The following is a 20,497-nucleotide window of genomic DNA, read 5'->3' as shown; positions in this document are numbered from 1 at the left end:
GGTGATGGTTTCATCACTTAAGGTGATGGTCATGGATGCGGAGACGGACCGGCTGATCGGCGTGGCGACGAGGATGTTCGCCGAGGTGGGATACGACTGGACGTCGATGCGGATGATCGCCGAGGCGGCGGGGACCGACGTGGACCGGCTGGTCGAGACGGTGGGCGAGAAGCCGGAGCTCTACCACGAGGTGATGGTCCGCGCCGTCAACGCCGAGCGGGCGGCCATGGAGCCGGCGCTCAGGTCCTTCGTCCCCGGGGTCCAGGGGGCGCTCGACCTGGCCGACGCCTATCTCGACTACAACATCGCGCACACCGACTATCTGTCGCTGTGGCTGCACCGCTGGACGGGCGACGCCGCCGACACGCCCGACTTGGAGGGCATGTTCTCGCGCCCGCTCGCCTTGGAGGTGGCGGAGACCATCCGGGAGCTGACGCCGGACGACGTGGACGGCGACCACCTCGTCTGGACCGTGGTGTGGTGCGTCTACGGGTTCCTGTCGGGCGGCATGCGCCACGTGTCGCCCGACTGGCCGCAGAAGCGCGGCGAGCCGGTCCAGCCGGGCGTGGTGGAGTCCTTCCGCGCCTACCTGCACACCCTGATCCGCCGCATGATCGCGTCCGCCGGGTGACGGGTCAGCCGATCGCGCCCTGGTCGCGCAGCGCCGCGAGGCGCGCCGCCGAGTAGCCGAGCTCCTCCCGCAGCACCTCGCCGGTGTGCTGGCCGACGGACGGCGCCGGGCGCGGCGGGCTTTGCTCGCCGTCCACGACCACCGGCGAGCCCGCCGAGAGGTGCGGGCCGACGCCGGGCTGGTCGAGCATCCCCAGGACGGGGTTGCCGGCCAGCAGCGCATCGGGGTCCGCGGCCAGCTCCTCGAACGTCCGGTACGGCGCGTACAGCAGCCGCCTGGCCGACAGCGCCGCGTCCACCTCGGCGAACGGCCGCCCCGCGAACCACGGCTCCAGCAGCCCGCCGATGACCGCGCGGTGCGCGTACCGGTCGGAGTCGCGGCGGAAGTCGGCGCCGAGCGCCCGCTCCACCGCCTCGACCGCGGCGGTCAGTCCCGTCAGGGCGAGCAGGTCGGACCAGTGGCGCGAGGTGAGCACCACGAGCATGACGCGCCGGCCGTCGGCGGTGCGGAAGTCGCGCCCGTAGCCGCCGTAGAAGTGGTTGCCGTCCTTCGTCCGCGGCTCGCCGCCGAGCTGGGCGTCGGCGAGATAGCCGAGGTTGGCGACCATGGACAGCGCCACGTCGCGCAGCGCCACCGTGATGCGCCGCCCCTCGCCGGTCAGCAGCCGGTGGCGCTCGGCGGCCAGCAGCCCGGTCGCCAGGTAGAGCCCGGCCGCGATGTCCCAGGCCGGCAGCACGTGGTTGACCGGCCCCGCCTCCCCGGCCGGCCCGGTCACCGCGGGCAGCCCGGTCTCGGCGTTGACCGTGTAGTCGACCGCGGTGCCGCCGTCGCGCCTGCCGGTGAGCAGCGCGTGGATCAGGTCCTTGCGGCGCTCACGGAGCTTCTCGTACGAGAGCCCCGGCAGATCGGCGTTGGCCACCACGACGCCGCGCCGCTCGACCAGGTCGGCGATGACCGCGCGGCCCTCGTCGGAGCGGAAGTCGACCTCGACGGCCCGCTTGCCCTTGTTGAGCCCGGTCCAGTAGAGGCTGGTGCCGGACGGGCCGAGCGGCCATCGGGAGCGGTCGGCCTGGCCGCCGATCGGCTCCACCCGGACCACGTCGGCGCCGAGCTGCGCCAGCGTCATCCCGCACAGCGGCGTGGCCACGTATCCGGACAGCTCGACGACGCGCAGGCCCTCCAGCGGGGCGGACATTCCGGCCGGGGTCACGCGCGTGCCCCGCGCATCAGCTCGCGCCCGACGATCAGCTTCTGGATCTCGCTGGTCCCCTCGTACAGGCGCAGGAGGCGCACGTCGCGGTAGATGCGCTCGACCGGCACGCCGCGCATGTAGCCGCTGCCGCCGTGCACCTGGACGGCCAGGTCGGCGACCCGGCCCGCCGACTCGGTGCAGAACAGCTTGGTGGCGGACGGCGCGAGCCTGCGGTCCTCGCCGGACAGCCAGAGCCGGGCGGCCTCGGCGGCCATCGCCCGGCCGGCCATGCACAGGGACTTCTGCTCGGCGAGCATCGCCTGCACGAGCTGGTAGTCGCCGACCGGCCGGCCGCCCTGCCGGTTGTGCGCGGCGAACGCCACCGACTCGTCGAGCGCCCGCTCCATCAGGCCGACGGCCATCGCCGACATGTGCAGCCGGCCGCGCGCCAGCACGGTCATGGCCGCCCGGAAACCGGCGTCGACCTCGCCGCTGACCAGCGCGTCCGCGCCGACCCTGACCTCGGTGAACGTGACATCGGAGGTCCAGGCGCCCTCCTGGCCCATCTTCGCGTCCTTGGGCCCCACCGCGACCCCGGGAGCGTCGGCCGGCACCAGGAACACCGCGATGCCGCTGCCCGCCGCGTCCGCCGGGCGGACCCGGGCGAACACCACGAACAACCCGGCGATCGGGGCGTTGGTGATGAACCGCTTGCCGCCGTCGATCACCCAGCCGTCGCCGTCGGGCGCCGCCGTGGTCTTCAGCCCCGACGGGTCGGAGCCCGCCTCCGGCTCCGTCAGCGCGAACGCCGCGGTGACCTCGCCGGAGGCCAGCGACGGCAGCCAGCGGCCCTTCTGCTCCTCGGTGCCGAACCCGACCAGGACCTGGCCGGCGATGCCGTTGTTGGTGCCGAACATCGACCGGAACGCGAGACTGGTGTAACCGAACTCGAAGCCGAGCCGGACGTCCTGGGTGATGTCGAGCCCCAGCCCGCCGTACTCGGCGGGGATGGCGTAGCCGAACAGGCCCATGTCGGCCGCCTGGCGGCGGAGGTCGTCGGGGATCGCGTCGGAGTCGGCGATCTCCTGCTCTCTCGGCACGACCCGGTTGCGGACGAACTGGCGTACCTGCTTGAGGATCTCTTCGAACTCGTCGGCTGCGACCATGCTCCTGGCCTATCGAATAATGTTCTGCCGTGTCAACGGTTGCGGTAGTCGCCGGGCCGCTTCTCGCGGAACGCGCTCATGGCCTCCGCGTAGTCGTCGGTCGCCTGCACGATCGCCATGTGGGAGGAGATCAGGTCAAGGCTGGTGCGCAGGTCGGTGCGCATCGACTGGTGGACCGCCCGCTTGATCATCGAGATCGCGATCGGCGGCTTGGCCGCGATGCCCCTGGCGAACTCCATCGTCTCCGCCATGAGCGCCGCGTCGTCGTAGACCCGGTTGACGATGCCCAGCCGCAGCGCCTCGTCGGCGTCGACGAAGTCGCCCGTCATCAGCAGCTCCATCGCCTTGGCCGGGCCGACCAGCCGGGGCAGGAAGTACGCGCCGCCGTCGCCGGGGACCAGGCCGATGCGGATGTAGCCCTCGGAGAACCGGGCCGACCGGGCGGCGAACCGCATGTCACACATGAGCGCCATGTCCATCCCGGCGCCGACCGCGACCCCGTTGACCGCGGCGATCAGCGGCTTGTCCAGGTCCTCGACCGCCCGCGCGACCTTGTGGACCCGGTCGGTCAGCATGCGCTTGCGCTCGATCGGCGTCGCCTCGATCTCGTCGAGCGCCCTCAGGTCGACGCCGCTGCAGAAGCCCTCGCCGGTGCCGGTCAGCACGACCACCCGGACGCCCTCGTCGTCCTGCGCCTCGCGCAGCGCCCGCGCCCACGCGTCGATCATCGGCCAGGTGAACGCGCCCAGGGAGCGCGGGCGGTTCAGCCGGATCACCGCCACCCCGCCGTCGACCTCGTAAACCAGCTCGTCCTCGGCCTCGGCCACCGGACACTCCTCTCATTCCGGACAACCCGCCGAGCTTCTCACAGCGGCCACCCCCGGCTCGCGCCAGGTCCGCCGCGTCCTCTACCGTCTGCCTCATGCCGACCTTCAGCCCCGTGGCCGCTCCCACCGTGCTCGACCTGCTGACACTGGAGAAGCTCGAAGAGGACCTCTACCGGGGCACGACCGTCTTCGAGGAACCGTTCCCGCTGTACGGGGGACAGGTGGCCGCGCAGGCGCTGGCCGCGGCGGGCGACACGGTGGAGCCCGACCGGTTGCCGCACTCACTGCACGGCTACTACCTGCGCAGCGGCGACGCGGCCCGGCCGACCGTGTTCCGCGTCTACCGTGACAGGGACGGCCGGTCGTACTCCGCCCGGCGGGTGGTCGCCATCCAGAACGGCAAGGTCATCTTCAACATGTCGGCGTCCTTCCACGTCCCCGAGGCCGGCGCGGACGTGCAGATCCACCCCGCGCCCGACGCGCCGGACCCGGACGGGCTCGAACCCGTCCGCCTGCCCCGGTTGTTCTCCATGGACAGCCGGCTGCCGCCGCAGCCGTACGAGGCGGCCGAATGGCCCACCCGGTTCTGGGCCCGCTGCACCCAGGACCTGCCCGGTGGTCAGCTCCTGCACGCGTGCGTGCTCACGTACCTCTCCGACATCTCCAGCGGGGTGACCGGCGTCCCGCACGGGGAGGGCGCGCGTTCGGGCTCCAGCCTGGACCACGCGGTCTGGTTCCACCGGCCGGCCCGCATGGACGAGTGGGTGCTGATGGACCTGGTGCCGCACACCGTGTCGGCCGGGCGCGGCTGGTACACCGGCACCATCCACACCCGCGACGGCCGGCTCGCCGCCAGCATCACCCAGGAGACGCTCTTCAGGAAGCCGCGCTGACCAGCTCGACGTCGAAGCGCACCTCGACGTCGTCGTCCAGCTTGAGCGCGCCGAAGAACGCCGAGTACGGCTTGACGCCCCAGAGGCTCTGCTTGACCGTCGCGCGGCCCCGCACCCGCTCGCCGTCGAACCGGCAGTCGAGGGTGAGCGGCCGCGTCTGACCCGCCATCGTCAGCTCGCCCTCCACCCGGAACGACTCCCGCGTCCCGGTGACCTGCCGCGACCGGAACGCGATCGCCGGGAACCGGCCGGTGTGGAGCACCTTCTCCTGGATGTTGCGCGCGATGTCGCGCCGGTCGGAGTCGGTGAGCGGCTTCACCCCGCCCGTCCCCGACACCACCCGCAGGGACCCGGCCTCCACCTCGACGCTCACCCGGCTCGCCCCCGGGTCGTCGAGATCGACCACGGCCTCGCCGCGCCATCGGTCCGCCTCGATCGTCAGGTCATGACCGGCCTTGGCGCCCAGACCGGTACGCCTCGTCTCGACCAGCAACTGCCCCGTCTCCGGACCCAGCGTGTATGAATCCCCCATACCCCGCACGCTACCCACCGTTGCGACGACAAGACCGACGGCTTCCGTAGGGTCGTGGCATGAGTGTCGTGATCGAGGCCGTGCGTGACGCGAGTGACGAGGTCGTGGCGGCGTTCGGGCGGCTGCTGCCCCAGCTCTCCGCCGGGGCGGCGATCGACCGGGAGGCGGTGGAGCGGGTAGTCCGCTCCGAGGTGAACACCGTGCTGGCCGCGCGGGCCGGGGGCGTCGTCGTGGGCCTGCTCACGCTGGTGGTCTACCCGCTCGCCTCCGGGGTGCGGGCGCGGATCGAGGACGTCGTGGTGGACGGGGCGGCGCGCGGCCAGGGGGTGGGGGCGGCGCTCACCGGGCGGGCGCTGGAGCTGGCCAGGGAGCGGGGGGCGCGCACGGTCGACCTGACGTCCCGGCCGGAGCGGGAGGCGGCGAACCGGCTGTACGAGCGGGCGGGGTTCCGGCGGCGGGATACGGCGTCGTACCGGGTCGTTCTCTGAACGGGGGTGGAACGGCTGGGTCGCATGATCGGAAAGCTTGGGTCGCTGTGGTGAAATTTCAGCAGAATACGGGATATGTCGTTTTCAGCGGGCGACGATCCGCCATCCCGGGACGACCACGCTCGCGAGCCCGTGGGGGAGGGGCGGGGCGGGAGGTTCAGGAGGGTGCTGCGGCGGGCCGGTGGGAGGTACGCGCCCGCTGACTTCGGGGTTCCCCCGTACGCGCCGGACGGGCCCGCGCCGCGGTTGTACGCGCCGGAGCGCGAGACCGACAGGAGGCGGCGGGGTGCGCTGGCGGTCGGCCTGGCCGTCACCGCGGCCGTGCTCGCCGGCGGCGGGGCGGTGGTCGCGGCGATCACGTACCAGCTGCACGCGATCCCGGCGCCGCCCGCCGATCCCCCCACGCTGACGCCGCACCACACGACGGCGGCCCCGGTGGACACGCGGCTGAGCCACGAGGAGTTCGGCGACCGTGACCTGGGCCGCGAGCTCACGGCCGCCAAGGTGGGCGGCTGGGACCACCCCACCTGCGACCCCGTGGACGGCAGGGGCCGCGTGCTGGGCAGGAACCACTGCGACCACGCCGCCCAGATCGCCTACTCCGCCCGGGACGGGAAGCTCCGGGCGGTCCAGCTCCTGCTGGCCTTCCCCACCGAGCACCGCGCCCGGGCCGCCGCCGTCAGCCTGTCCAAGCGGACGTCGGACGCGATCCGGTGGCGGCGGGGCGGCACGCATGCCAAGTACGCGTACGGCAAGGCCGGTGTGGCGGGCGCCGGCCCGTACGTGGTGGTCACCGTGGTCACCGCGACCGGCCGGGCCGGCGGGCAGGCGCCGGCGTTCCACCGCGTGCTCCACTCGGACACCGTGCACCGTTTCGCGGCTCTGAACAGATCCTGAAGGTCGATGCCCTACCGTGCTCACCGTGAGCCGGAAATCAGCGATCACGAGCGTCCTGGCCCCCCTCCTGGCGATCATGCTCGCCGCCTGCGGCGCGATGGGCGGCGGCGGCGCGGAGCGGCAGTCCCCGGCCGCGCGGTCGGCCACGCCGGAGAGCGCGCCCCCCGAGCCGACGGGCTGCCGGCACGGCGAGCTCATCCCGGCGGTCGACATCCCGGCCGTGCACGCGGACCCGGTGGTGATCCCCGAGGTACGGATCGGCGGCGAGGTCGTCCCCGAGGTGACCATCCCGGGGGTGGACCTCCCCGCCCAGCGGATCCCCGCCCAGTGCACCGAGATCAAGCCCGCGCCCGGCGGCTGCCTGGGGGCCGCGTCGATCCCGCCGGTGTCGATCCCCGCCGTCGAGATCCCGCCCGTCGAGATCCCCGGCCTGGACGCGGGCGGCATCAAGCTCGACCCGGTGCGCGCCGAGGGCGCAAGCGCGCCCGCGCAGCACGCCGAGGGCGTCTCGACGCCGGAGGTGTGCCAGGCCGAGCCGAAGGACGGAGGCGTCGTCCTGTCCGTGGTCAGGCCTCCCCTCGTCCGGGCGCCGCTGGTCCGGCCGCGTCTGATGCGCGGCAACCTGATCAGGCCGTACGCCTGCAACGACCGGAACGAGTGCGTCCCGGCCGTCGAGGTGCCCGCGCTGGAGGTGCCCGCCGTCGAGGTGCGGGCCGTCGAGATCCCCGCCGCCGAGATCAGGGCGTACGAGGTCGGCTCCTAGATCGTCAGTGCTGGTGGAGCTTTACCGATTTCTGGTGTCAGCCCCTCTGTGATGGTCCGGTGACCGGGTAGCCGCTGGTAAGGACAAAGGGGGAAATCATGAGACATGACGACTTCGTTGGCCAAGTACAGGCCCGAGCCCGTCTGGGCGACCGGGCACACGCCGAGCGGGCCATCCGGGCGTCGCTGGAGACGCTCGGCGAACGGCTGCCGGAGAGCCTGGCCGACAAGCTCGCAGCCCAGCTGCCACACGAGATCGGCGAGAACCTGCGCCGCACCGAGGTCTACGGCGGCCTCGGCACCGGGGAGCACTTCGGCCGCGAGGAGTTCATCCGCAGGGTGGGCGCCAGGGCCGGGGTCGACGATCGAAGAGCGGTGTTCCTCGCCCGGGTGGTGTTCGAGGTCACCGACGAGGCCACCCAGGGCCGCATCATGACCAAGGTCCGCGAGAGCCTCACCGAGGAGCTGCGCGAGCTGGCCACCGCGGGCAGCCAGGGACACCTCTGACAGGTCCGTGTTCCTAGCGCCGGTCAGGGTAGCTGCCCCGGGCATCCCCCTGACCGAGCGTCGTGGAAAGGACCGCCGACATGTCCGATCGCATCGCAGATCCGTGGGGGAGGCGCACCCCCTACGGCCCGCCCTCGGCGGCCGAACGGGTGGCGGCGTCGCTGCCCGGACCGGTGCGCCGGGTGCTGCCCCGGGAGATCGGACAGCGCGCCACCTGGCCCGTACGGGTGGACATGTTCCTGGAGGAGGGCGTCGCCGAGGCCGACGTGGACCGCTGGGTCCGGGCGGCCTCGATCCTGCACAGCAACGGCGACGCGATGGACATCGCGGTCGCCGGAGGACGGATCGTCGGCGTGCGCGGGCGCGCCGGCGACCGTGTCAACCGGGGCAGGCTCGACCCCAAGGACCTGTACGGCTGGCAGGCCAACAACAGCCCCGACCGGCTCACCCGGCCGCTGGTCAGGCAGGACGGCCGGCTGGTCGAGACCGGCTGGGACGACGCGATGGGCCGGATCACGGCCCGCTCGCGCGAGCTGCTCGACGGGCCGGGCGGCTGGGGCCACTTCGGCTTCTACACCAGCGGCCAGCTGTACCTGGAGGAGTACTACACGCTCGGCGTGATCGGCAAGGCCGGCATCGGCACGCCGCACATGGACGGCAACACGAGGCTGTGCACCGCGACCGCGGCGGCGGCGCTGAAGGAGAGCTTCGGCACCGACGGCCAGCCCGGCTCCTACACCGACGTGGACCACTGCGACGCCATCGCGCTGTGGGGGCACAACGTGGCCGAGACGCAGACCGTGCTGTGGATGCGCATGCTCGACCGCCGCCGCGGCCCCCGCCCGCCCGCGCTGATCGCCGTCGACCCGCGACAGACCGCCGTCGCCCGCGAGGCCGACGTGCACCTGGCCGTGCGCCCCGGCACCAACCTGGCGCTGATGAACGCGCTCGTCCACCGCTTGCTCGACAGGGGCTGGTACGACGAGCGGTATGTGCGCGCCCACACCCTCGGCTTCGACGAACTGGCCGAGACGGTGCGCGACTGCACGCCGGAGTGGGCCGCCGAGATCTGTGACGTGCCCGTACGCGACATCGAACGCGCGGCGGAGATCATCGGCACCTGCCGCAGGCTGCTCTCCACTGTCCTGCAGGGCTTCTACCAGTCCAACCAGGCCACCGCGGCCGCGTGCCAGGTCAACAACCTCCACCTGCTGCGCGGCATGCTCGGCCGCCCGGGCGCGGGCCTGTACCAGATGAACGGGCAGCCCACCGCGCAGAACACCCGTGAGACCGGCGCGGACGGCGACCTGCCCGGCATGCGTAACTGGGACAACCCCGCACACATCGACGAGCTGGCCCGGCTGTGGAACGTCGACTCGTCCGTCATCCCGCACTGGGCGCCGCCGACGCACGCCATGCAGATCTTCCGCTACGCCGAGCAGGGCTCGATCAAGCTGCTCTGGATCTCGGCCACGAACCCCGCCGTCTCCCTGCCTGACCTGGCGCGCATCCGCCGCATCCTGGCCCAGGAGAACCTGTTCGTCGTCGTCCAGGACATCTTCATGACCGAGACGGCGATGCTGGCCGACGTGGTGCTGCCCGCCGCCACCTGGGGGGAGAAGACCGGCACGTTCACCTGCGCCGACCGTACGGTGCACCTGTCGGACAAGGCGGTGGACCCGCCCGGCGAGGCCCGCTCCGACCTGGACATCTTCCTGGACTACGCGCGCCGCATGGACTTCCGCGACAAGGACGGCGCCCCGCTGATCAAGTGGCACGACCCGGAGTCCGCGTACCGGGCCTGGCAGGCCTGCTCGGCGGGGCGGCCGTGCGACTACACCGGCATCACGTACGAGCTGCTGCGCGGCGGCGGCGTGCAGTGGCCGCTCGGCACCGAGCGGCTGTACGCGGGCGGCAGGTTCAACACCGACCCTGACTACTGCGAGACGTACGGGCACGACCTGGTCACCGGCGCCGCCCACGGCGAGGAGAGCTACCGGGCCAAGGAGCCGCGCGGACGCGCGTTCCTGAAAGCGGCCCCGTACCAGCCGTCGCCGGAGGTGCCCGGCGAGGAGTATCCGCTGACGCTGACCACCGGCCGCACCGTCTACCAGTTCCACACCCGGACCAAGACGGGCCGCGCCCCGCAGCTCGCCGCGGCGGCGCCGGAGCCGTGGGTGGAGATCAGCCCGGCGGACGCCACCGAGCTGGGGGTCGGCGAGGGCGACCTGGTGCGGGTGGAGTCGCCGCGCGGCGCGCTGGAGGCCAGGGCGCGGGTGTGCGGCACCCGTAAGGGCACGGTGTTCGTGCCGTTCCACTACGGCTACTGGGACCGGGACGAGTCAGGGCCGGGCGACGGGGCGGCGCGCGCCGCGAACGAGCTGACGATGACGAGCTGGGACCCGGTGTCCAAGCAGCCGATCTTCAAGGTGGCCGCGGTCCGGCTGAGCAAGGTGGCCGCGGCGGAGGGTGCGGTGTCGGCCGCGCCCACCGTCGGCAACCGGCCGGCCGACCCACGCGTCCCGGTCACCGCCGGCGGGCCCGCCGCCGAGGCGGACGAGCACGTCGAGGAGGAGTGAGCCATGCATCTCGCCCACTACCTGGGGCTGCTGCACCGTTCGCAGACCGAGCTGGCGTCCGCCTTCCGTGAGGTCGGGGAGCAGCACAAGGACGAACCGGACGTGTTCCACGTGTGCGAGCGGCTGGCCGCCCAGTGCGACGCGCACGCCGGTCGGCTGCGGCCGTTCGCCGAGTGCTACTCGGAGGAGTCGCCGGACGAGCCGGAGCGGCTGCACTCCACCCTGTTCTCCGGCTCCCGCACCGGCGGGCTCGGGCTGCTGCGCGACCTGCACGACCTCTACCTGATGGCGGCCGAGTGCGACATCTCGTGGACGCTCATCGGCCAGGCCGCGCAGGGCGCCAGGGACCGGGAGCTGCTGGGCGTGGTCTCCGTGTGCGAGAGCGAGACCGCCGCCCAGATGCTGTGGCTGCGCACCCGGATGAAGCAGGCCGCGCCGCAGGCGCTGGTCGTCGCCGCCTGACCCCCGGCCCGCCGATCAGGCCGGGCGGGTGAACTCGCGCCGCTCGGCCGTCCACCCGGCCGCCTGCTCGCTCAGCGTGAGGCCGAGCCCCGGCCGGTCGGGCACGAGCATGCGCCCGTCGCGGATCTCCAGCCGCTCCTCGAACAGCGGCTCCAGCCACTCGAAGTGCTCCACCCAGGGCTCCTGCCCGTACGCGGCAGCGAGGTGCAGGTGGATCTCCATGGCGAAGTGCGGGGCGAGCTGCACCCGGTGGTGCTCGGCGAGCGCGGCCAGGCGCAGGAACGGGGTGACGCCGCCGATCCGCGGCGCGTCCGGCTGCAGGATGTCGGCGCCGCCCGCGCGCAGCAGCTCGGCGTGCTCGGCGACGCTGGTCAGCATCTCGCCGGTGGCGACGGGCGTGTCGAGCGCGGCGGCCAGCGCGGCGTGCCCGGCGTGGTCGTGCGCGTCGAGCGGCTCCTCGATCCACACCAGGCCGAACTCTTCCAGCGCCCGCCCCATCCGGGCCGCCGCCGGCCGGTCCCACTGCTGGTTGGCGTCGACCATCAGCGGCACCTCCTCGCCCAGCAGCTCGCGCGCCGCCCGCACCCTGGCCAGGTCGGCCCGCCCGTCGGGCTGGCCCACCTTGATCTTGATGCCGCCGATGCCGCGCTCCAGCGCCGCGGCGGCGTTCTCCAGCACCCGCTCGATCGGGGCGTGCAGGAAACCGCCCGAGGTGTTGTAGCAGCGCACCGAGTCGCGGTGCGCGCCCAGCAGCTTGGCCAGCGGCAGCCCGGCCCGCCTGGCCTTCAGGTCCCACAACGCGATGTCGAAAGCGGCGACGGCCTGGATCGACAGCCCGCCGCGGCCCACGGACGCGCCGGCCCACACCAGCTTCTCCCACAGCCTGGGGATGTCGTTGGCGTCCTCGCCGATCAGCTCGGGGGCGATCTCGCAGGCGTGCGCGTACTGGCCGGGGCCGCCCGCCCGCTTGGAGTAGCAGAACCCGATCCCCTCCAGGCCGCCCTCGGTGATGATCTCGGCGAACAGGAAGGCGACCTCGGTCATCGGCCGCTGCCGCCCGGTGAGCACCTTGGCGTCGCTGACCGGTGTGTCGAGCGGCAGGTAGACGGACGACAGGCGGACCCGGGCGATGCGGTCGAGGGGATTCATGAGGGGATCATACGAATCCGGTTGTCATGGCGCAGGGATGACAGGTGTCATGCCCGGCCGGTGACTGAGCGGACTGGCCCCGGCGGCCCATGATCGACCAGGCTCGTGCGTGACGTTGACGCCGAGTCCGGAGGTAGCAGATGTCGATCATGACACGCGTGCTCGCGGGGGTGAGCGCGCTGGTCGTGGCCGGGGCGGTCGCCGTTCCCGCCCAGGCGGCCGCGCCCGGCGGGGGCGAGCTGCGGGAGTCGCTGGACGCCGTCCACGAGGCCGGCATGTACGGGGTCTACTCGGCGGTACGCGACGGGCGCGACACCTGGAAGGGCGCCTCCGGCGTGGCCGACGTGCGCACCCGGCGGCCGGTGAAGCCCGACATGGTGCACCGGGTGGGCAGCATCACCAAGACGTTCACCTCGGTCGCGGTGCTCCAGCAGGTCGAGCGCGGCACGGTAGAGCTGGACGCGCCGGTGAGCCGCTACCTGCCGGACCTGGTCCCCGGCGACCGGATCACGGTGCGCATGCTGCTCAACCACACCAGCCACATCGCCGACTACATCCCCGGCGCCTTCCCCTCGCTGCTGGAGGGCTCCACGGCCAGCCTGGACGAGCACCGCTTCCGCCGCATCGAGCCCGAGGAGCTGGCGCGTCTCGGTCTCCAGGCCGCGCCGACGGGGCAGCCGGGGGCGACGCCCGGCTCGTACTCCAACACCAACTACATCCTCGCCGGACTGCTGCTGGAGAAGGTCACCGGCACGGACGCCGAGGCGTACATCACCCGCCACGTGATCCGCGAGGCCGGGCTGCGGCACACGTCTTTCCCGCGCACGCCGCGCATCCCCGGGCCGAGCTCCGGCGCGTACGAGTCCATGTACGGGCTGATCGACCCGCCGCGTGACTACGGCGTCTACGACATGTCGTGGGCCGGGACGGCCGGGGCCGTCGTGTCGACCATGGACGACCTCAACCGCTTCTACCGCGCGCTGCTCCAGGGTGAGCTGGTCGGCGCCGCCCAGCTCGCCGAGATGCGGCGGACCGTGCCCGTGTCCGCCGGGGGCGGCGTCATCGAGTACGGTCTCGGCCTCTACGCGCTCGACCTGCCCTGCGGCCGCTTCTGGGGCCACGACGGCGGCGTGTTCGGCATGATCACCCAGTCGCTGTCGAGCCCCGATGGCAGCCGCCAGATCTCCGTGGGCCTGAACCGCGCCAAGTACCAGACCGTCGACGAGAACGGCCAGATCGTCCCCCACCCGATCGACGCCGCCTTCGTCGGCCACCTCCTGCTCGCGCTCTGCGGGCCGGGCCAGGCCAGGACGCTGTCGACGCCCGTCACCCCGTTCCCGGCGGACCGGCTCCAGCTCAGCCGATGAGCCGCGCCACCAGCCGGGGCACCGCCTCGCCGATCGGGTCCCTGATCACCTCGTCGGCCAGGTCGTCGTACGGGGTCGGCCCGGCGTTCACGATGACCAGCCGCGCCCCGTTGCGCTCGGCCAGCGCGGCGAGCGACGCGGCGGGCATCACCTGCAGCGACGTCCCGACGGCGACGAACACCTCGGCCCGTTCGGCGGCCTCGGCCGCCTCGGCGATCACGTCCTGAGACAGGTTCTCGCCGAACATGACCGTGGTCGTCTTCAGGATCCCGCCGCACTCCCGGCAGGCGGGATCCTGCTCGCCGTTGTCGATCCGGTCCAGCGCCTCGTCCAGCGTCGAGCGGTCGCCGCATCCGACGCACACGACGCCGAACATGTTGCCGTGCAGCTCCAGCACCCGGTCAGGGCTGGACCCCGCCCTCTGGTGCAGGCCGTCGACGTTCTGCGTGATCAGCCGATCGAGCCGCCCGGCCCGCTCCAGCTCCACCAGCGCCCGGTGCGCGGCGTTGGGCTCGGCCGTCCGCGCCGGGCTGCCCCGGCGGAACGCCCAGGACCGGCGCCGGATCTCGGGATCGGCGAGGTAGTAGCCGATGGTGACGAGCTTCTCGTGGTCGGGGTCCTGGCGCCACAGCCCGCTGGGACCGCGGTAGTCGGGGATCCCGGACCCGGTCGAGATGCCGGCCCCGGTCATGACGGAGATCATCACCCCATGGTAGGGACAACCGGTAGTTCGGCATCAGCTGTGCCTGTTAACGGCCCCGAATAGGGACTATGTGAGAAATGAACTGCTTTCATGTCTATGTCCGATAAGTCTTACGTGTAGGGCTTCTGTGCCATGGGCATGACCATCACGCTCAATGCGACTCATTTCACCATCAGTCCGATTCGGGGGAACGGCTCGATGTATATAAACGGAATTCGCGCCATCATCGGAGGCGCCGTTCTCTCGGCCGCCGCGCTCGCGGTCGGAGCGCCGGCGGCCGGCGCGGGGGCGAGCGTACCGTGCTCCGGGCGCGCACTGGTGAAGGCGATCGACAACGCCGCGTCGGGCGCGACGCTCTATCTGACGCCCGGCTGCAGATACGTCCTGAACGACTTGACCGGCCCGCTTCCGGCCATCGACGCGCCCCTCACCATCCGCGGGGGCAACAGCACGATCCAGCGGGACCCTGCGGCGGACGCGTTCCGCCTGTTCACCGTCAACAGCGACTTCAACCTCGACCGGGTCAAGCTCCTCGGCGGTGACGCGAGGACCTCCCCAGGGGGATTCGGCGGAGCCGTCGCCGTCAACAGCGGGACCACGAACCTCAACAGAGTGTTCATCCGGAACAACACCGCCACCTTTTCCGGTGGTCTCGGCGGCGTCGCCGGAGCCGTCGTCAACGTGTCGAACAGCAATATCCAAAACAACTCCGCGACCAGGAACGGCGGCGGTGCGGCGAATGACGGGAGAATGACGTTCATCGACACCATCGTCAACAACAACCGCGCCGGGGAGAAAGGCGGAGGAATAGCCAGCGACGGAATCCTGGTGGTGACCGGAAGCGTCGTCAACGACAATACGGCCGGCACCGCCGGAGGGGGCGTGGCGAACATCGGTCCCGGCACCGCGTCCATCATCCGCAGCATCGTCAACGGCAACACGGCGAACAACGCCCCGGGAGGCATCGACAACGAGGGCGCCCCCGGCGCCGTGACGCTGACGCGGTCGATCGTGCGGGGCAACACCCCCACCAACTGCGCGCCCACGTTCGTCCAGGGGTGCGTCCACTAGGCTGATCGAATCCCCCCGATCATCCCGGCTTGACCTTGACGTAGCGTCAAGGTCTCTAATGAGGGCATGCGGATCGGCGAGCTCGCCGCGCTGGTCGGGGTGTCCACCCGGACCGTGCGACACTACCACCAACTCGGGTTGCTGCCCGAGCCGGCGCGGACGGCCGGCGGCTACCGGGACTACCGGTTGCGCGACGCCGTGCTGCTCGCCCGCGTCCGCCGGCTGGCGGAGCTGGGGCTGTCGCTGGACGAGATCCGCGACGTGCTCGCCGACGACCGGGGCAGGGACCTGCGCGAGGTGCTCCTGGAGCTGGACTCCGACCTGGCCAGGCAGCAGGAGCTCATCGCGGCGCGCCGGGTCCGGCTGGCGGCTCTGCTGGAGGAGGGGGAGCTGCGGGCCGACTCGGCGGTCTCCCCGGACATGGCGGCGGTGCTGCGCGACCTGGACACGGAGGGGTCGACGTTCGCCGAGATGGACCGCGAGATGCTCACGCTCATGGACACGGTCGCCGACCCCGGGATGCGCGACGAGATCGTCGAGCTGATGCGGCCGCTCGCCGAGCCGGGCATGCGCGAGCGCGCGCACGAGCTCTACCGGCGCCTCGACGGGCTGGCCGACGCCGAGCCGGGCGATCCGCGGGTCCGCGAGCTGGCCGCCGACCTGGCCGCGCACATGCCTGACGAGCTGGTGCGCGGGGTGATCGAGCACCTGCCGCCGGAGGGCGGGCCGTGGCTCGACGCCATGCTCGAAGAGCTGACACCCGCGCAGGGCGAGGTGTTCCGGTTGATGGTCGACATGCTGAAGGAGCAGGCGTGAGGGTGCTGCGCAGGATCGCCGGGTTCGACGCCAAGGGCATGGCCAGCCTCGCGCTGTGGGTCGCCCGCCGCAGGGACGGCGTGCCGCCCGGCGCGCTGGCGGTGTCCTACTCCAGGGCCCAGTCCGCGACGATGATCCTCCTCCTGGTCATGATGGCCGTCGAGGTCGTGGTGGTGGAGGTGGTGCTGCGCGCCTTCGACGTGCCGGCCTGGATCCGCGTGCCGATCCTGGTCGCCGACCTGTACGGGCTGCTCGTCGGGTTCGCGGTGGTGGCCGCCTGCGTCACCCGGCCGCACGTCGTCACCGGCCGCGAGCTGCGGATCAGGTACGGCGCCTTCTTCGACCTGCGCATCCCGCGCGAGCTCGTCGCCTCGGTGCGCACGGTGCGCTCCTACAGCGAGGCCGGCCTGTTCAGGGTCGAGGACGAGCGGCTGACCGTGGCGGTGGCGTCGCAGGTGAACGTGGTGGTCGAGCTGTCGGAGCCGGTCACCGCGGTCCGCCCGCTGGGCGCCGAGGCAGAGGTCACCACGGTGCGCTTCTTCGCCGACGAGCCGGCCACGCTGGTGGCGGCGCTGCGCCCGGCCCAGGAGAAGGCGGTCTAGCCCGCGCCGATGGCGTGGTCGATGAAATCGAGGAGCACGGCGGTCTGCTGGTCCAGGTCGACGCCGGGGTCCATCGCCCATGACTCCAGCACGCCGTCGACGCAGCGCACGATGATGTTGGCGACGCCGCGCGGGTCGAAGGACCGCAGCTCGCCGTCGCGCTGGCCCTGGGCGAGGATCTCGGCGATCCCGTCGACCTCCTCGGCGAGTTCGTCCGAGTAGGCGTACGAGCCGTCCTCGCCGCGGTGGTTGGCCATGATCTCGCTCATCGCGAGGAACTCGACGCGATGGGCCTGGAAGAACTCCAGCTGCGACCCGATCCACGCGCGCACCCGCCCGGCGGCCGTCTTCTCGGCCGCGATCCGGGGCTCCATGTGCTGCCAGCCCCGGTCGAAGAGCCGGGTCACCACCAGGCGGAGGATCTCGTCCTTGCCGCCGAAGTGGTAGCTGATCACGCTCTTGCTGATGCCGGCCTTCTCGGCGATCCGCGCGAACGAGGTGTGGGCGTAGCCCACCTCCGCCACCACCTCGGCGGCCGCCTCGACGATCTGGGCCCGCCGGGCCTGCTCGATGAAGGACGGCCGCTTCCGCCCCGGCGGCTCGTGGCCCGGCCGGCTCATCCCGACACGTCCGCCGCATGGGCGAACAGCAGCCCGAGCCAGACCCAGCCCACGACGATCGTCGCGCGCTGCACGAGCCCTGCCTTCGGGTGGTCGGTCTCCCACGCGTGCCCGAAGGCCAGGAAGCCGGCGGTCCCGGCCGCCGCCGTGAGGGCCGAGTACCACTTCCACCCGGTCTCGGGCAGGACGAACGCCGCGATCAGCGCGGCGGCGGGCAGCGCGAAGAAGACCAGCGCCCCGGCGTAGTCGTGCAGCTTGTGCGCCGTCGACACCTCCGTGGGCGTCTCCTCGGAGGTTCCCGGCGGGTAGCCCCGCATGGGGTCCATCGGGAAGACGCCCGAGGCGACCAGCGAGAGCCCGAACACCCCGATCACGACGGCGAGCGGCACGCTGCCGAGGGCGCCCGCGACGGCGACCGCGCCCGCCGTGATCGCCGCGCCGCACACGATGAAGTTGGCCCCTTGCACCCATCCGCGCGGCCCGAGGGCCAGCGCGCTCACGGCGTGCCGGACCGGCCGGTATCCCGGCCGGGTCCAGCCGTCCAGCACGAACGTGACGACGAACAGCCACGAGCCCAGCGTGCCCAGCCACAGGACCGTCGTGGTCATGAGCCCAGTCCGTCCGTCTTGATTTCAGGTCGCATGGCCTGATTTTAGAGCAGTCGGACTGATTTCGCGTTCTAGCGGCAGCGGTCTCCGTTCACGTGGAACACCTCGGGTGACGGGTTCGGGCCTGCGGGGGCGGTGCCGGCGAAGCCGAAGGCGGCCGTGGCGCCGGGCCGGAGCTTGCCGTGGCCCTTCGCGGTCACGACCGGCCCGTCCTGGGAGACTGCCGCGCCCCAGGAGTCACGGACACGCTGGGCGCCGGGGAACGACCAGCGCAGATTCCAGCCGTCGAGCGACTTGCCGCCGGTGTTGCGCACGGTGACGTGCGCGACGAAGTTCCGGCCGCCCTGCGCCGTGTAGCGGACGTCGCAGCCGGCGTGACCGGACCGGTCGGCCAGGAACGCGGAGATCCAGGCCAGCGGGGCGTTCCAGTTGATGGTCAGCTCGTTCGTGGCCCACGACTCGATGTGGTCGACGTAGCAGAACTGCGGCTCACAGCCCTGGAGCAGCCGCTGGGCGACCGGGTCCTGGATGGCCGAGTTCGGCCCGCCGGAGAGCGTGCCGCGTGGCGGGTTGGGCAGCGACGCGTCGAGCTGGCGGGCGTACCAGCGGCTGTGCTGGTTCTGGGACGACACCTCGCCGTAGCCGGTCACGTACGACTGGTTGAGCGCGTTGCGGCCGAGGATGTAGTCCATGCCCTCGCGCACGCCGGCGCGGTACTTCTCCTTGCCCGTCAGGTCGTAGGCGACGGCCATCACCACCATGTTGTTGAGCACCAGGTTGTTGGAGCCCCAGTCGTAGTCCGGCGGCCCGTACGGCTGCCCGTAAGCCTGGTCGCGCTGCACGGCGAGATACTTCTCCGCGCCCTCCAGCACCGAGCGGCGCACCCGCTCGCGGTCCCGGATCGCGTTCGGCACCGTCGCCAGCTCCAGGCGGCCGAGCTGGGCGGTGTTGCCCCAGTCGAAGCCGCGCTCACGCCAGATGTCGCCGGTGTGGTGCGGCGAGGCCAGCACGAACTGGGCGAACTCCTTCTCTCCCGTGGTGATGAACAGCTCGGCGGCCGCCCAGTAGAACTCGTCGCTCACGTCGGTGTCGGAGTAGGCGCCGCCGCCCACGCCGTCGTTCGGGTCGGCGAGCAGGTCCGGGTTCGCCACGGCCGCGGCCCACGCCCGGCGGGCCGCCGCCAGGTTGCGCGCGGCGAACGCGGCGTCGTACGGGGCGAACACGCGCGCGGCCTGGGCGGCGGTCGCGGCCAGGTTGAGCGTGGCGGCGGTGGACGGCGGGTGCAGCTCACGCGGCTGCGGGTCCAGGTGCGGCATCAGCGGCAGCCCGGTCCACTGCGCGTCGTGGATCTTGTGGTGCGCCATGCCGGCCAGCCGCTCGCCCTGCGGGACCTGCATGCTCAGCAGGAACTCCTGCTCCCAGCGGGCCTCGTCCAGCACGTCGGGGACGCCGTTGCCGCTCTCCGGGATGCGCAGCTGACGGTCCGCGAAGGCGGCCTTGTCGCGCTCGTACAGGCTCATGAGCTGGTGGACCGAGATGCCGCCGTTGACCACGTACTTGCCGTGGTCTCCGGCGTCGTACCAGCCGCCGCTGACGTCGAGCGAGTAGTCGCAGACGCCCGGCTGGCAGGGCACGGAGGTGTCGCCCCGGTTGGGGGCCGTGCCGACATGGCCGGCGGGGCGGCCGTAGCCGGGCCGCAGGTCGTCGCGGATGTCGATCCCGCTGCGCTGGGTGTAGTAGAACTTCAGCGCGTCCACCCGCATCTCGTCATACAGGTTCTCGGCGATGTCGAACGGGCGGCTGGTTTCGCCGTCGGCGGTGAGCGTGTAGCCGGTGCCCGGCTTGCGGTGGCCGCTGAAGTCGATGCTCTGCACGTTCTGTCCCGAACTGGCGTCGACGCCGCGCGGGTCGCTCTTGCCGCGTGCGACGGTACGGCCCGACGAGTCCTTCAGCTCCCACTTGAGCGGCTCGGTCGCCTCGGTGACCACGGTCGCGTTCTTGGGGCCGGACGGCAGGTAGCCGACCATGTTGACGCGCACCCGGGGGCCGGTGTCAGGCTCGTACTCCTCGGGCTCCGCGCCGCCCCGCAGCGACACGTCGTCCATGCAGAACCTCCAGGGCTCGGCGCTGCCGCCCATCTGGAAGGCGACCTGGGCGTTCGGCAGCGAGACGGGGGCGGTGAAGGTGTAGCGGTAGACGTTGCCCGACACGCTCATCTCCGGCGCGGCCGACAGGTACTGCGTCCACGGGTCGACCGGGAGCTGCACCAGCGCCCTGCCGACCTTGGCCGGGGTCGCCGAGGCGTAGAACGCGAACGCGTACGTCTCGCCCTCGACCAGCGGCAGGTTGTCCTGGCCGATGATGACGTCCCACGGGTTGGCGGTGCCGCCGGGGACGTCCACGCACATCCGGCCGTCGTCGACGCCGAGCGTGAGGTTGCCGGTGCCCCACCAGGGGCCGGTGCCTTCGTCGAAGGTGCCGTTGACGATCTGTTCCGGGCCCTCGTCGGCGGCGTGCGCGGGAGTGGCCAGGGCGAACGCGGTGAGTAAGGCCAGTGCGGCGGCCAAGCGTCGAATCATGGGGATCCTCGGGTTTTGGGAGCGCTCCCAGGATCTTCTGGTGTCA

At 72.1% G+C, this 20,497-nt stretch carries 21 protein-coding genes; 12 read left to right on the top strand and 9 right to left on the bottom strand.

What is annotated here, in order from left to right:
* Nucleotides 1-31 precede the first annotated feature (31 nt).
* Nucleotides 32-631, top strand: coding sequence for a TetR/AcrR family transcriptional regulator (locus tag ACIBF7_RS26750; RefSeq protein ID WP_397198411.1), 600 nt, complete (start codon nt 32-34; stop codon nt 629-631).
* A 4-nt stretch (nt 632-635) separates the two neighbouring features.
* On the opposite strand, the gene ACIBF7_RS26745 is transcribed toward ACIBF7_RS26750, so the two are convergent.
* Genes ACIBF7_RS26745 through ACIBF7_RS26735 form a run of 3 tightly spaced genes read right to left on the bottom strand, consistent with a single transcriptional unit; the run spans nt 636 to nt 3,816 of the window.
* Nucleotides 636-1,841: a CoA transferase gene (locus ACIBF7_RS26745; RefSeq protein WP_364226087.1), complete on the bottom strand. Its 1,206-nt coding sequence runs from the start codon at nt 1,839-1,841 to the stop codon at nt 636-638.
* Entirely contained in the window at nt 1,838-2,989 is a 1,152-nt protein-coding gene (locus tag ACIBF7_RS26740) for an acyl-CoA dehydrogenase family protein (protein ID WP_397198410.1), read from the bottom strand. The genes ACIBF7_RS26745 and ACIBF7_RS26740 overlap by 4 nt, the downstream gene beginning before the upstream one ends.
* Before the next feature lie 32 nt (nt 2,990-3,021).
* Nucleotides 3,022-3,816 (bottom strand): enoyl-CoA hydratase/isomerase family protein, encoded by a 795-nt coding sequence (locus tag ACIBF7_RS26735; RefSeq protein ID WP_397198409.1) that lies wholly within the window; start codon nt 3,814-3,816, stop codon nt 3,022-3,024.
* Nucleotides 3,817-3,911: 95 nt separating this feature from the next.
* On the opposite strand from ACIBF7_RS26735, the gene ACIBF7_RS26730 reads away from it, so the two are divergent.
* The gene (locus tag ACIBF7_RS26730; protein WP_219545583.1) at nt 3,912-4,709 is read left to right on the top strand and encodes an acyl-CoA thioesterase II; all 798 of its coding nucleotides are present in this window, start codon (nt 3,912-3,914) and stop codon (nt 4,707-4,709) included.
* Here ACIBF7_RS26730 and ACIBF7_RS26725 read toward each other — a convergent pair.
* Nucleotides 4,693-5,241 carry a YceI family protein gene (locus tag ACIBF7_RS26725; protein WP_397198408.1) on the bottom strand — a complete coding sequence of 183 codons (549 nt, stop codon included), beginning with the start codon at nt 5,239-5,241 and terminating at the stop codon, nt 4,693-4,695. The two genes, ACIBF7_RS26730 and ACIBF7_RS26725, sit on opposite strands and share 17 nt — an antisense overlap.
* Before the next feature lie 59 nt (nt 5,242-5,300).
* Here ACIBF7_RS26725 and ACIBF7_RS26720 point away from each other — a divergent pair, with 59 nt between their 5' ends.
* From ACIBF7_RS26720 to ACIBF7_RS26695, 6 genes are all read left to right on the top strand, one after another.
* Nucleotides 5,301-5,729, top strand: a complete 429-nt coding sequence (locus ACIBF7_RS26720; protein WP_397198407.1) for a GNAT family N-acetyltransferase — start codon at nt 5,301-5,303, stop codon at nt 5,727-5,729.
* A 75-nt stretch (nt 5,730-5,804) separates the two neighbouring features.
* The gene (locus ACIBF7_RS26715) at nt 5,805-6,626 is read left to right on the top strand and encodes a hypothetical protein (RefSeq protein WP_271278438.1); all 822 of its coding nucleotides are present in this window, start codon (nt 5,805-5,807) and stop codon (nt 6,624-6,626) included.
* Between the two features lie 25 nt (nt 6,627-6,651).
* Nucleotides 6,652-7,389, top strand: a complete 738-nt coding sequence (locus ACIBF7_RS26710) for a hypothetical protein (RefSeq protein WP_397198406.1) — start codon at nt 6,652-6,654, stop codon at nt 7,387-7,389.
* 98 nt (nt 7,390-7,487) lie between these two features.
* The gene (locus ACIBF7_RS26705; protein WP_148034047.1) at nt 7,488-7,895 is read left to right on the top strand and encodes a DUF2267 domain-containing protein; all 408 of its coding nucleotides are present in this window, start codon (nt 7,488-7,490) and stop codon (nt 7,893-7,895) included.
* Between the two features lie 80 nt (nt 7,896-7,975).
* A complete protein-coding gene (locus ACIBF7_RS26700; protein WP_397198405.1) occupies nt 7,976-10,474 on the top strand; it encodes a molybdopterin oxidoreductase family protein in 2,499 nt (832 codons plus the stop codon).
* A gap of 3 nt (nt 10,475-10,477) precedes the next feature.
* Entirely contained in the window at nt 10,478-10,936 is a 459-nt protein-coding gene (locus tag ACIBF7_RS26695) for a hypothetical protein (protein ID WP_271278441.1), read from the top strand.
* A gap of 15 nt (nt 10,937-10,951) precedes the next feature.
* Here the strand turns inward: ACIBF7_RS26695 and ACIBF7_RS26690 are convergent, their stop codons facing one another.
* Nucleotides 10,952-12,085: a mandelate racemase/muconate lactonizing enzyme family protein gene (locus ACIBF7_RS26690; RefSeq protein ID WP_364226095.1), complete on the bottom strand. Its 1,134-nt coding sequence runs from the start codon at nt 12,083-12,085 to the stop codon at nt 10,952-10,954.
* Between the two features lie 149 nt (nt 12,086-12,234).
* Here ACIBF7_RS26690 and ACIBF7_RS26685 point away from each other — a divergent pair, with 149 nt between their 5' ends.
* The gene (locus ACIBF7_RS26685) at nt 12,235-13,452 is read left to right on the top strand and encodes a serine hydrolase domain-containing protein (RefSeq protein WP_364226098.1); all 1,218 of its coding nucleotides are present in this window, start codon (nt 12,235-12,237) and stop codon (nt 13,450-13,452) included.
* On the opposite strand, the gene ACIBF7_RS26680 is transcribed toward ACIBF7_RS26685, so the two are convergent.
* Nucleotides 13,442-14,155: an SIR2 family NAD-dependent protein deacylase gene (locus ACIBF7_RS26680; protein WP_397198404.1), complete on the bottom strand. Its 714-nt coding sequence runs from the start codon at nt 14,153-14,155 to the stop codon at nt 13,442-13,444. The two genes, ACIBF7_RS26685 and ACIBF7_RS26680, sit on opposite strands and share 11 nt — an antisense overlap.
* Nucleotides 14,156-14,293: 138 nt before the next feature.
* On the opposite strand from ACIBF7_RS26680, the gene ACIBF7_RS26675 reads away from it, so the two are divergent.
* The 3 genes from ACIBF7_RS26675 (at nt 14,294) to ACIBF7_RS26665 (ending at nt 16,644) form a co-directional block, all read left to right on the top strand.
* Nucleotides 14,294-15,226, top strand: coding sequence for a hypothetical protein (locus ACIBF7_RS26675; protein ID WP_397198403.1), 933 nt, complete (start codon nt 14,294-14,296; stop codon nt 15,224-15,226).
* 66 nt (nt 15,227-15,292) lie between these two features.
* A complete protein-coding gene (locus tag ACIBF7_RS26670; protein WP_271278445.1) occupies nt 15,293-16,042 on the top strand; it encodes a MerR family transcriptional regulator in 750 nt (249 codons plus the stop codon).
* Nucleotides 16,039-16,644: a hypothetical protein gene (locus ACIBF7_RS26665; RefSeq protein ID WP_397198402.1), complete on the top strand. Its 606-nt coding sequence runs from the start codon at nt 16,039-16,041 to the stop codon at nt 16,642-16,644. Before ACIBF7_RS26670 ends, ACIBF7_RS26665 begins: the two co-directional genes overlap by 4 nt.
* Here the strand turns inward: ACIBF7_RS26665 and ACIBF7_RS26660 are convergent.
* The 3 genes from ACIBF7_RS26660 to ACIBF7_RS26650 all read right to left on the bottom strand — a co-directional run bounded on the left by ACIBF7_RS26660 (nt 16,641) and on the right by ACIBF7_RS26650 (nt 20,451).
* Nucleotides 16,641-17,264, bottom strand: coding sequence for a TetR/AcrR family transcriptional regulator (locus ACIBF7_RS26660; protein ID WP_397198401.1), 624 nt, complete (start codon nt 17,262-17,264; stop codon nt 16,641-16,643). The genes ACIBF7_RS26665 and ACIBF7_RS26660 overlap by 4 nt on opposite strands.
* Entirely contained in the window at nt 17,261-17,872 is a 612-nt protein-coding gene (locus ACIBF7_RS26655; protein WP_271278449.1) for a DUF998 domain-containing protein, read from the bottom strand. Before ACIBF7_RS26655 ends, ACIBF7_RS26660 begins: the two co-directional genes overlap by 4 nt.
* Nucleotides 17,873-17,943: 71 nt before the next feature.
* A complete protein-coding gene (locus ACIBF7_RS26650; RefSeq protein WP_397198400.1) occupies nt 17,944-20,451 on the bottom strand; it encodes a glycoside hydrolase family 9 protein in 2,508 nt (835 codons plus the stop codon).
* Between the last annotated feature and the right edge of the window lie 46 nt (nt 20,452-20,497).

Source organism: Nonomuraea sp. NPDC050478 (assembly GCF_044458265.1).
GTDB lineage: Bacteria > Actinomycetota > Actinomycetes > Streptosporangiales > Streptosporangiaceae > Nonomuraea > Nonomuraea ferruginea.
The sequence above is the reverse complement of the archived record's forward strand: the minus strand, read 5'-3'. Positions and strand labels throughout refer to the sequence as shown.

Excerpts from the sequence above, each read along its gene's own strand:
- ACIBF7_RS26750 (WP_397198411.1), top strand. The coding sequence starts at position 32 with ATGGATGCGGAGACGGACCGGCTGATCGGCGTGGCGACGAGGATGTTC.
- ACIBF7_RS26740 (WP_397198410.1), bottom strand. The coding sequence starts at position 2,989 with ATGGTCGCAGCCGACGAGTTCGAAGAGATCCTCAAGCAGGTACGCCAG.
- ACIBF7_RS26730 (WP_219545583.1), top strand. The coding sequence starts at position 3,912 with ATGCCGACCTTCAGCCCCGTGGCCGCTCCCACCGTGCTCGACCTGCTG.
- ACIBF7_RS26725 (WP_397198408.1), bottom strand. The coding sequence starts at position 5,241 with ATGGGGGATTCATACACGCTGGGTCCGGAGACGGGGCAGTTGCTGGTC.
- ACIBF7_RS26720 (WP_397198407.1), top strand. The coding sequence starts at position 5,301 with ATGAGTGTCGTGATCGAGGCCGTGCGTGACGCGAGTGACGAGGTCGTG.
- ACIBF7_RS26715 (WP_271278438.1), top strand. The coding sequence starts at position 5,805 with ATGTCGTTTTCAGCGGGCGACGATCCGCCATCCCGGGACGACCACGCT.
- ACIBF7_RS26705 (WP_148034047.1), top strand. The coding sequence starts at position 7,488 with ATGAGACATGACGACTTCGTTGGCCAAGTACAGGCCCGAGCCCGTCTG.
- ACIBF7_RS26700 (WP_397198405.1), top strand. The coding sequence starts at position 7,976 with ATGTCCGATCGCATCGCAGATCCGTGGGGGAGGCGCACCCCCTACGGC.
- ACIBF7_RS26695 (WP_271278441.1), top strand. The coding sequence starts at position 10,478 with ATGCATCTCGCCCACTACCTGGGGCTGCTGCACCGTTCGCAGACCGAG.
- ACIBF7_RS26690 (WP_364226095.1), bottom strand. The coding sequence starts at position 12,085 with ATGAATCCCCTCGACCGCATCGCCCGGGTCCGCCTGTCGTCCGTCTAC.
- ACIBF7_RS26685 (WP_364226098.1), top strand. The coding sequence starts at position 12,235 with ATGACACGCGTGCTCGCGGGGGTGAGCGCGCTGGTCGTGGCCGGGGCG.
- ACIBF7_RS26680 (WP_397198404.1), bottom strand. The coding sequence starts at position 14,155 with ATGATCTCCGTCATGACCGGGGCCGGCATCTCGACCGGGTCCGGGATC.
- ACIBF7_RS26675 (WP_397198403.1), top strand. The coding sequence starts at position 14,294 with ATGACCATCACGCTCAATGCGACTCATTTCACCATCAGTCCGATTCGG.
- ACIBF7_RS26670 (WP_271278445.1), top strand. The coding sequence starts at position 15,293 with ATGCGGATCGGCGAGCTCGCCGCGCTGGTCGGGGTGTCCACCCGGACC.
- ACIBF7_RS26660 (WP_397198401.1), bottom strand. The coding sequence starts at position 17,264 with ATGAGCCGGCCGGGCCACGAGCCGCCGGGGCGGAAGCGGCCGTCCTTC.
- ACIBF7_RS26655 (WP_271278449.1), bottom strand. The coding sequence starts at position 17,872 with ATGACCACGACGGTCCTGTGGCTGGGCACGCTGGGCTCGTGGCTGTTC.
- ACIBF7_RS26650 (WP_397198400.1), bottom strand. The coding sequence starts at position 20,451 with ATGATTCGACGCTTGGCCGCCGCACTGGCCTTACTCACCGCGTTCGCC.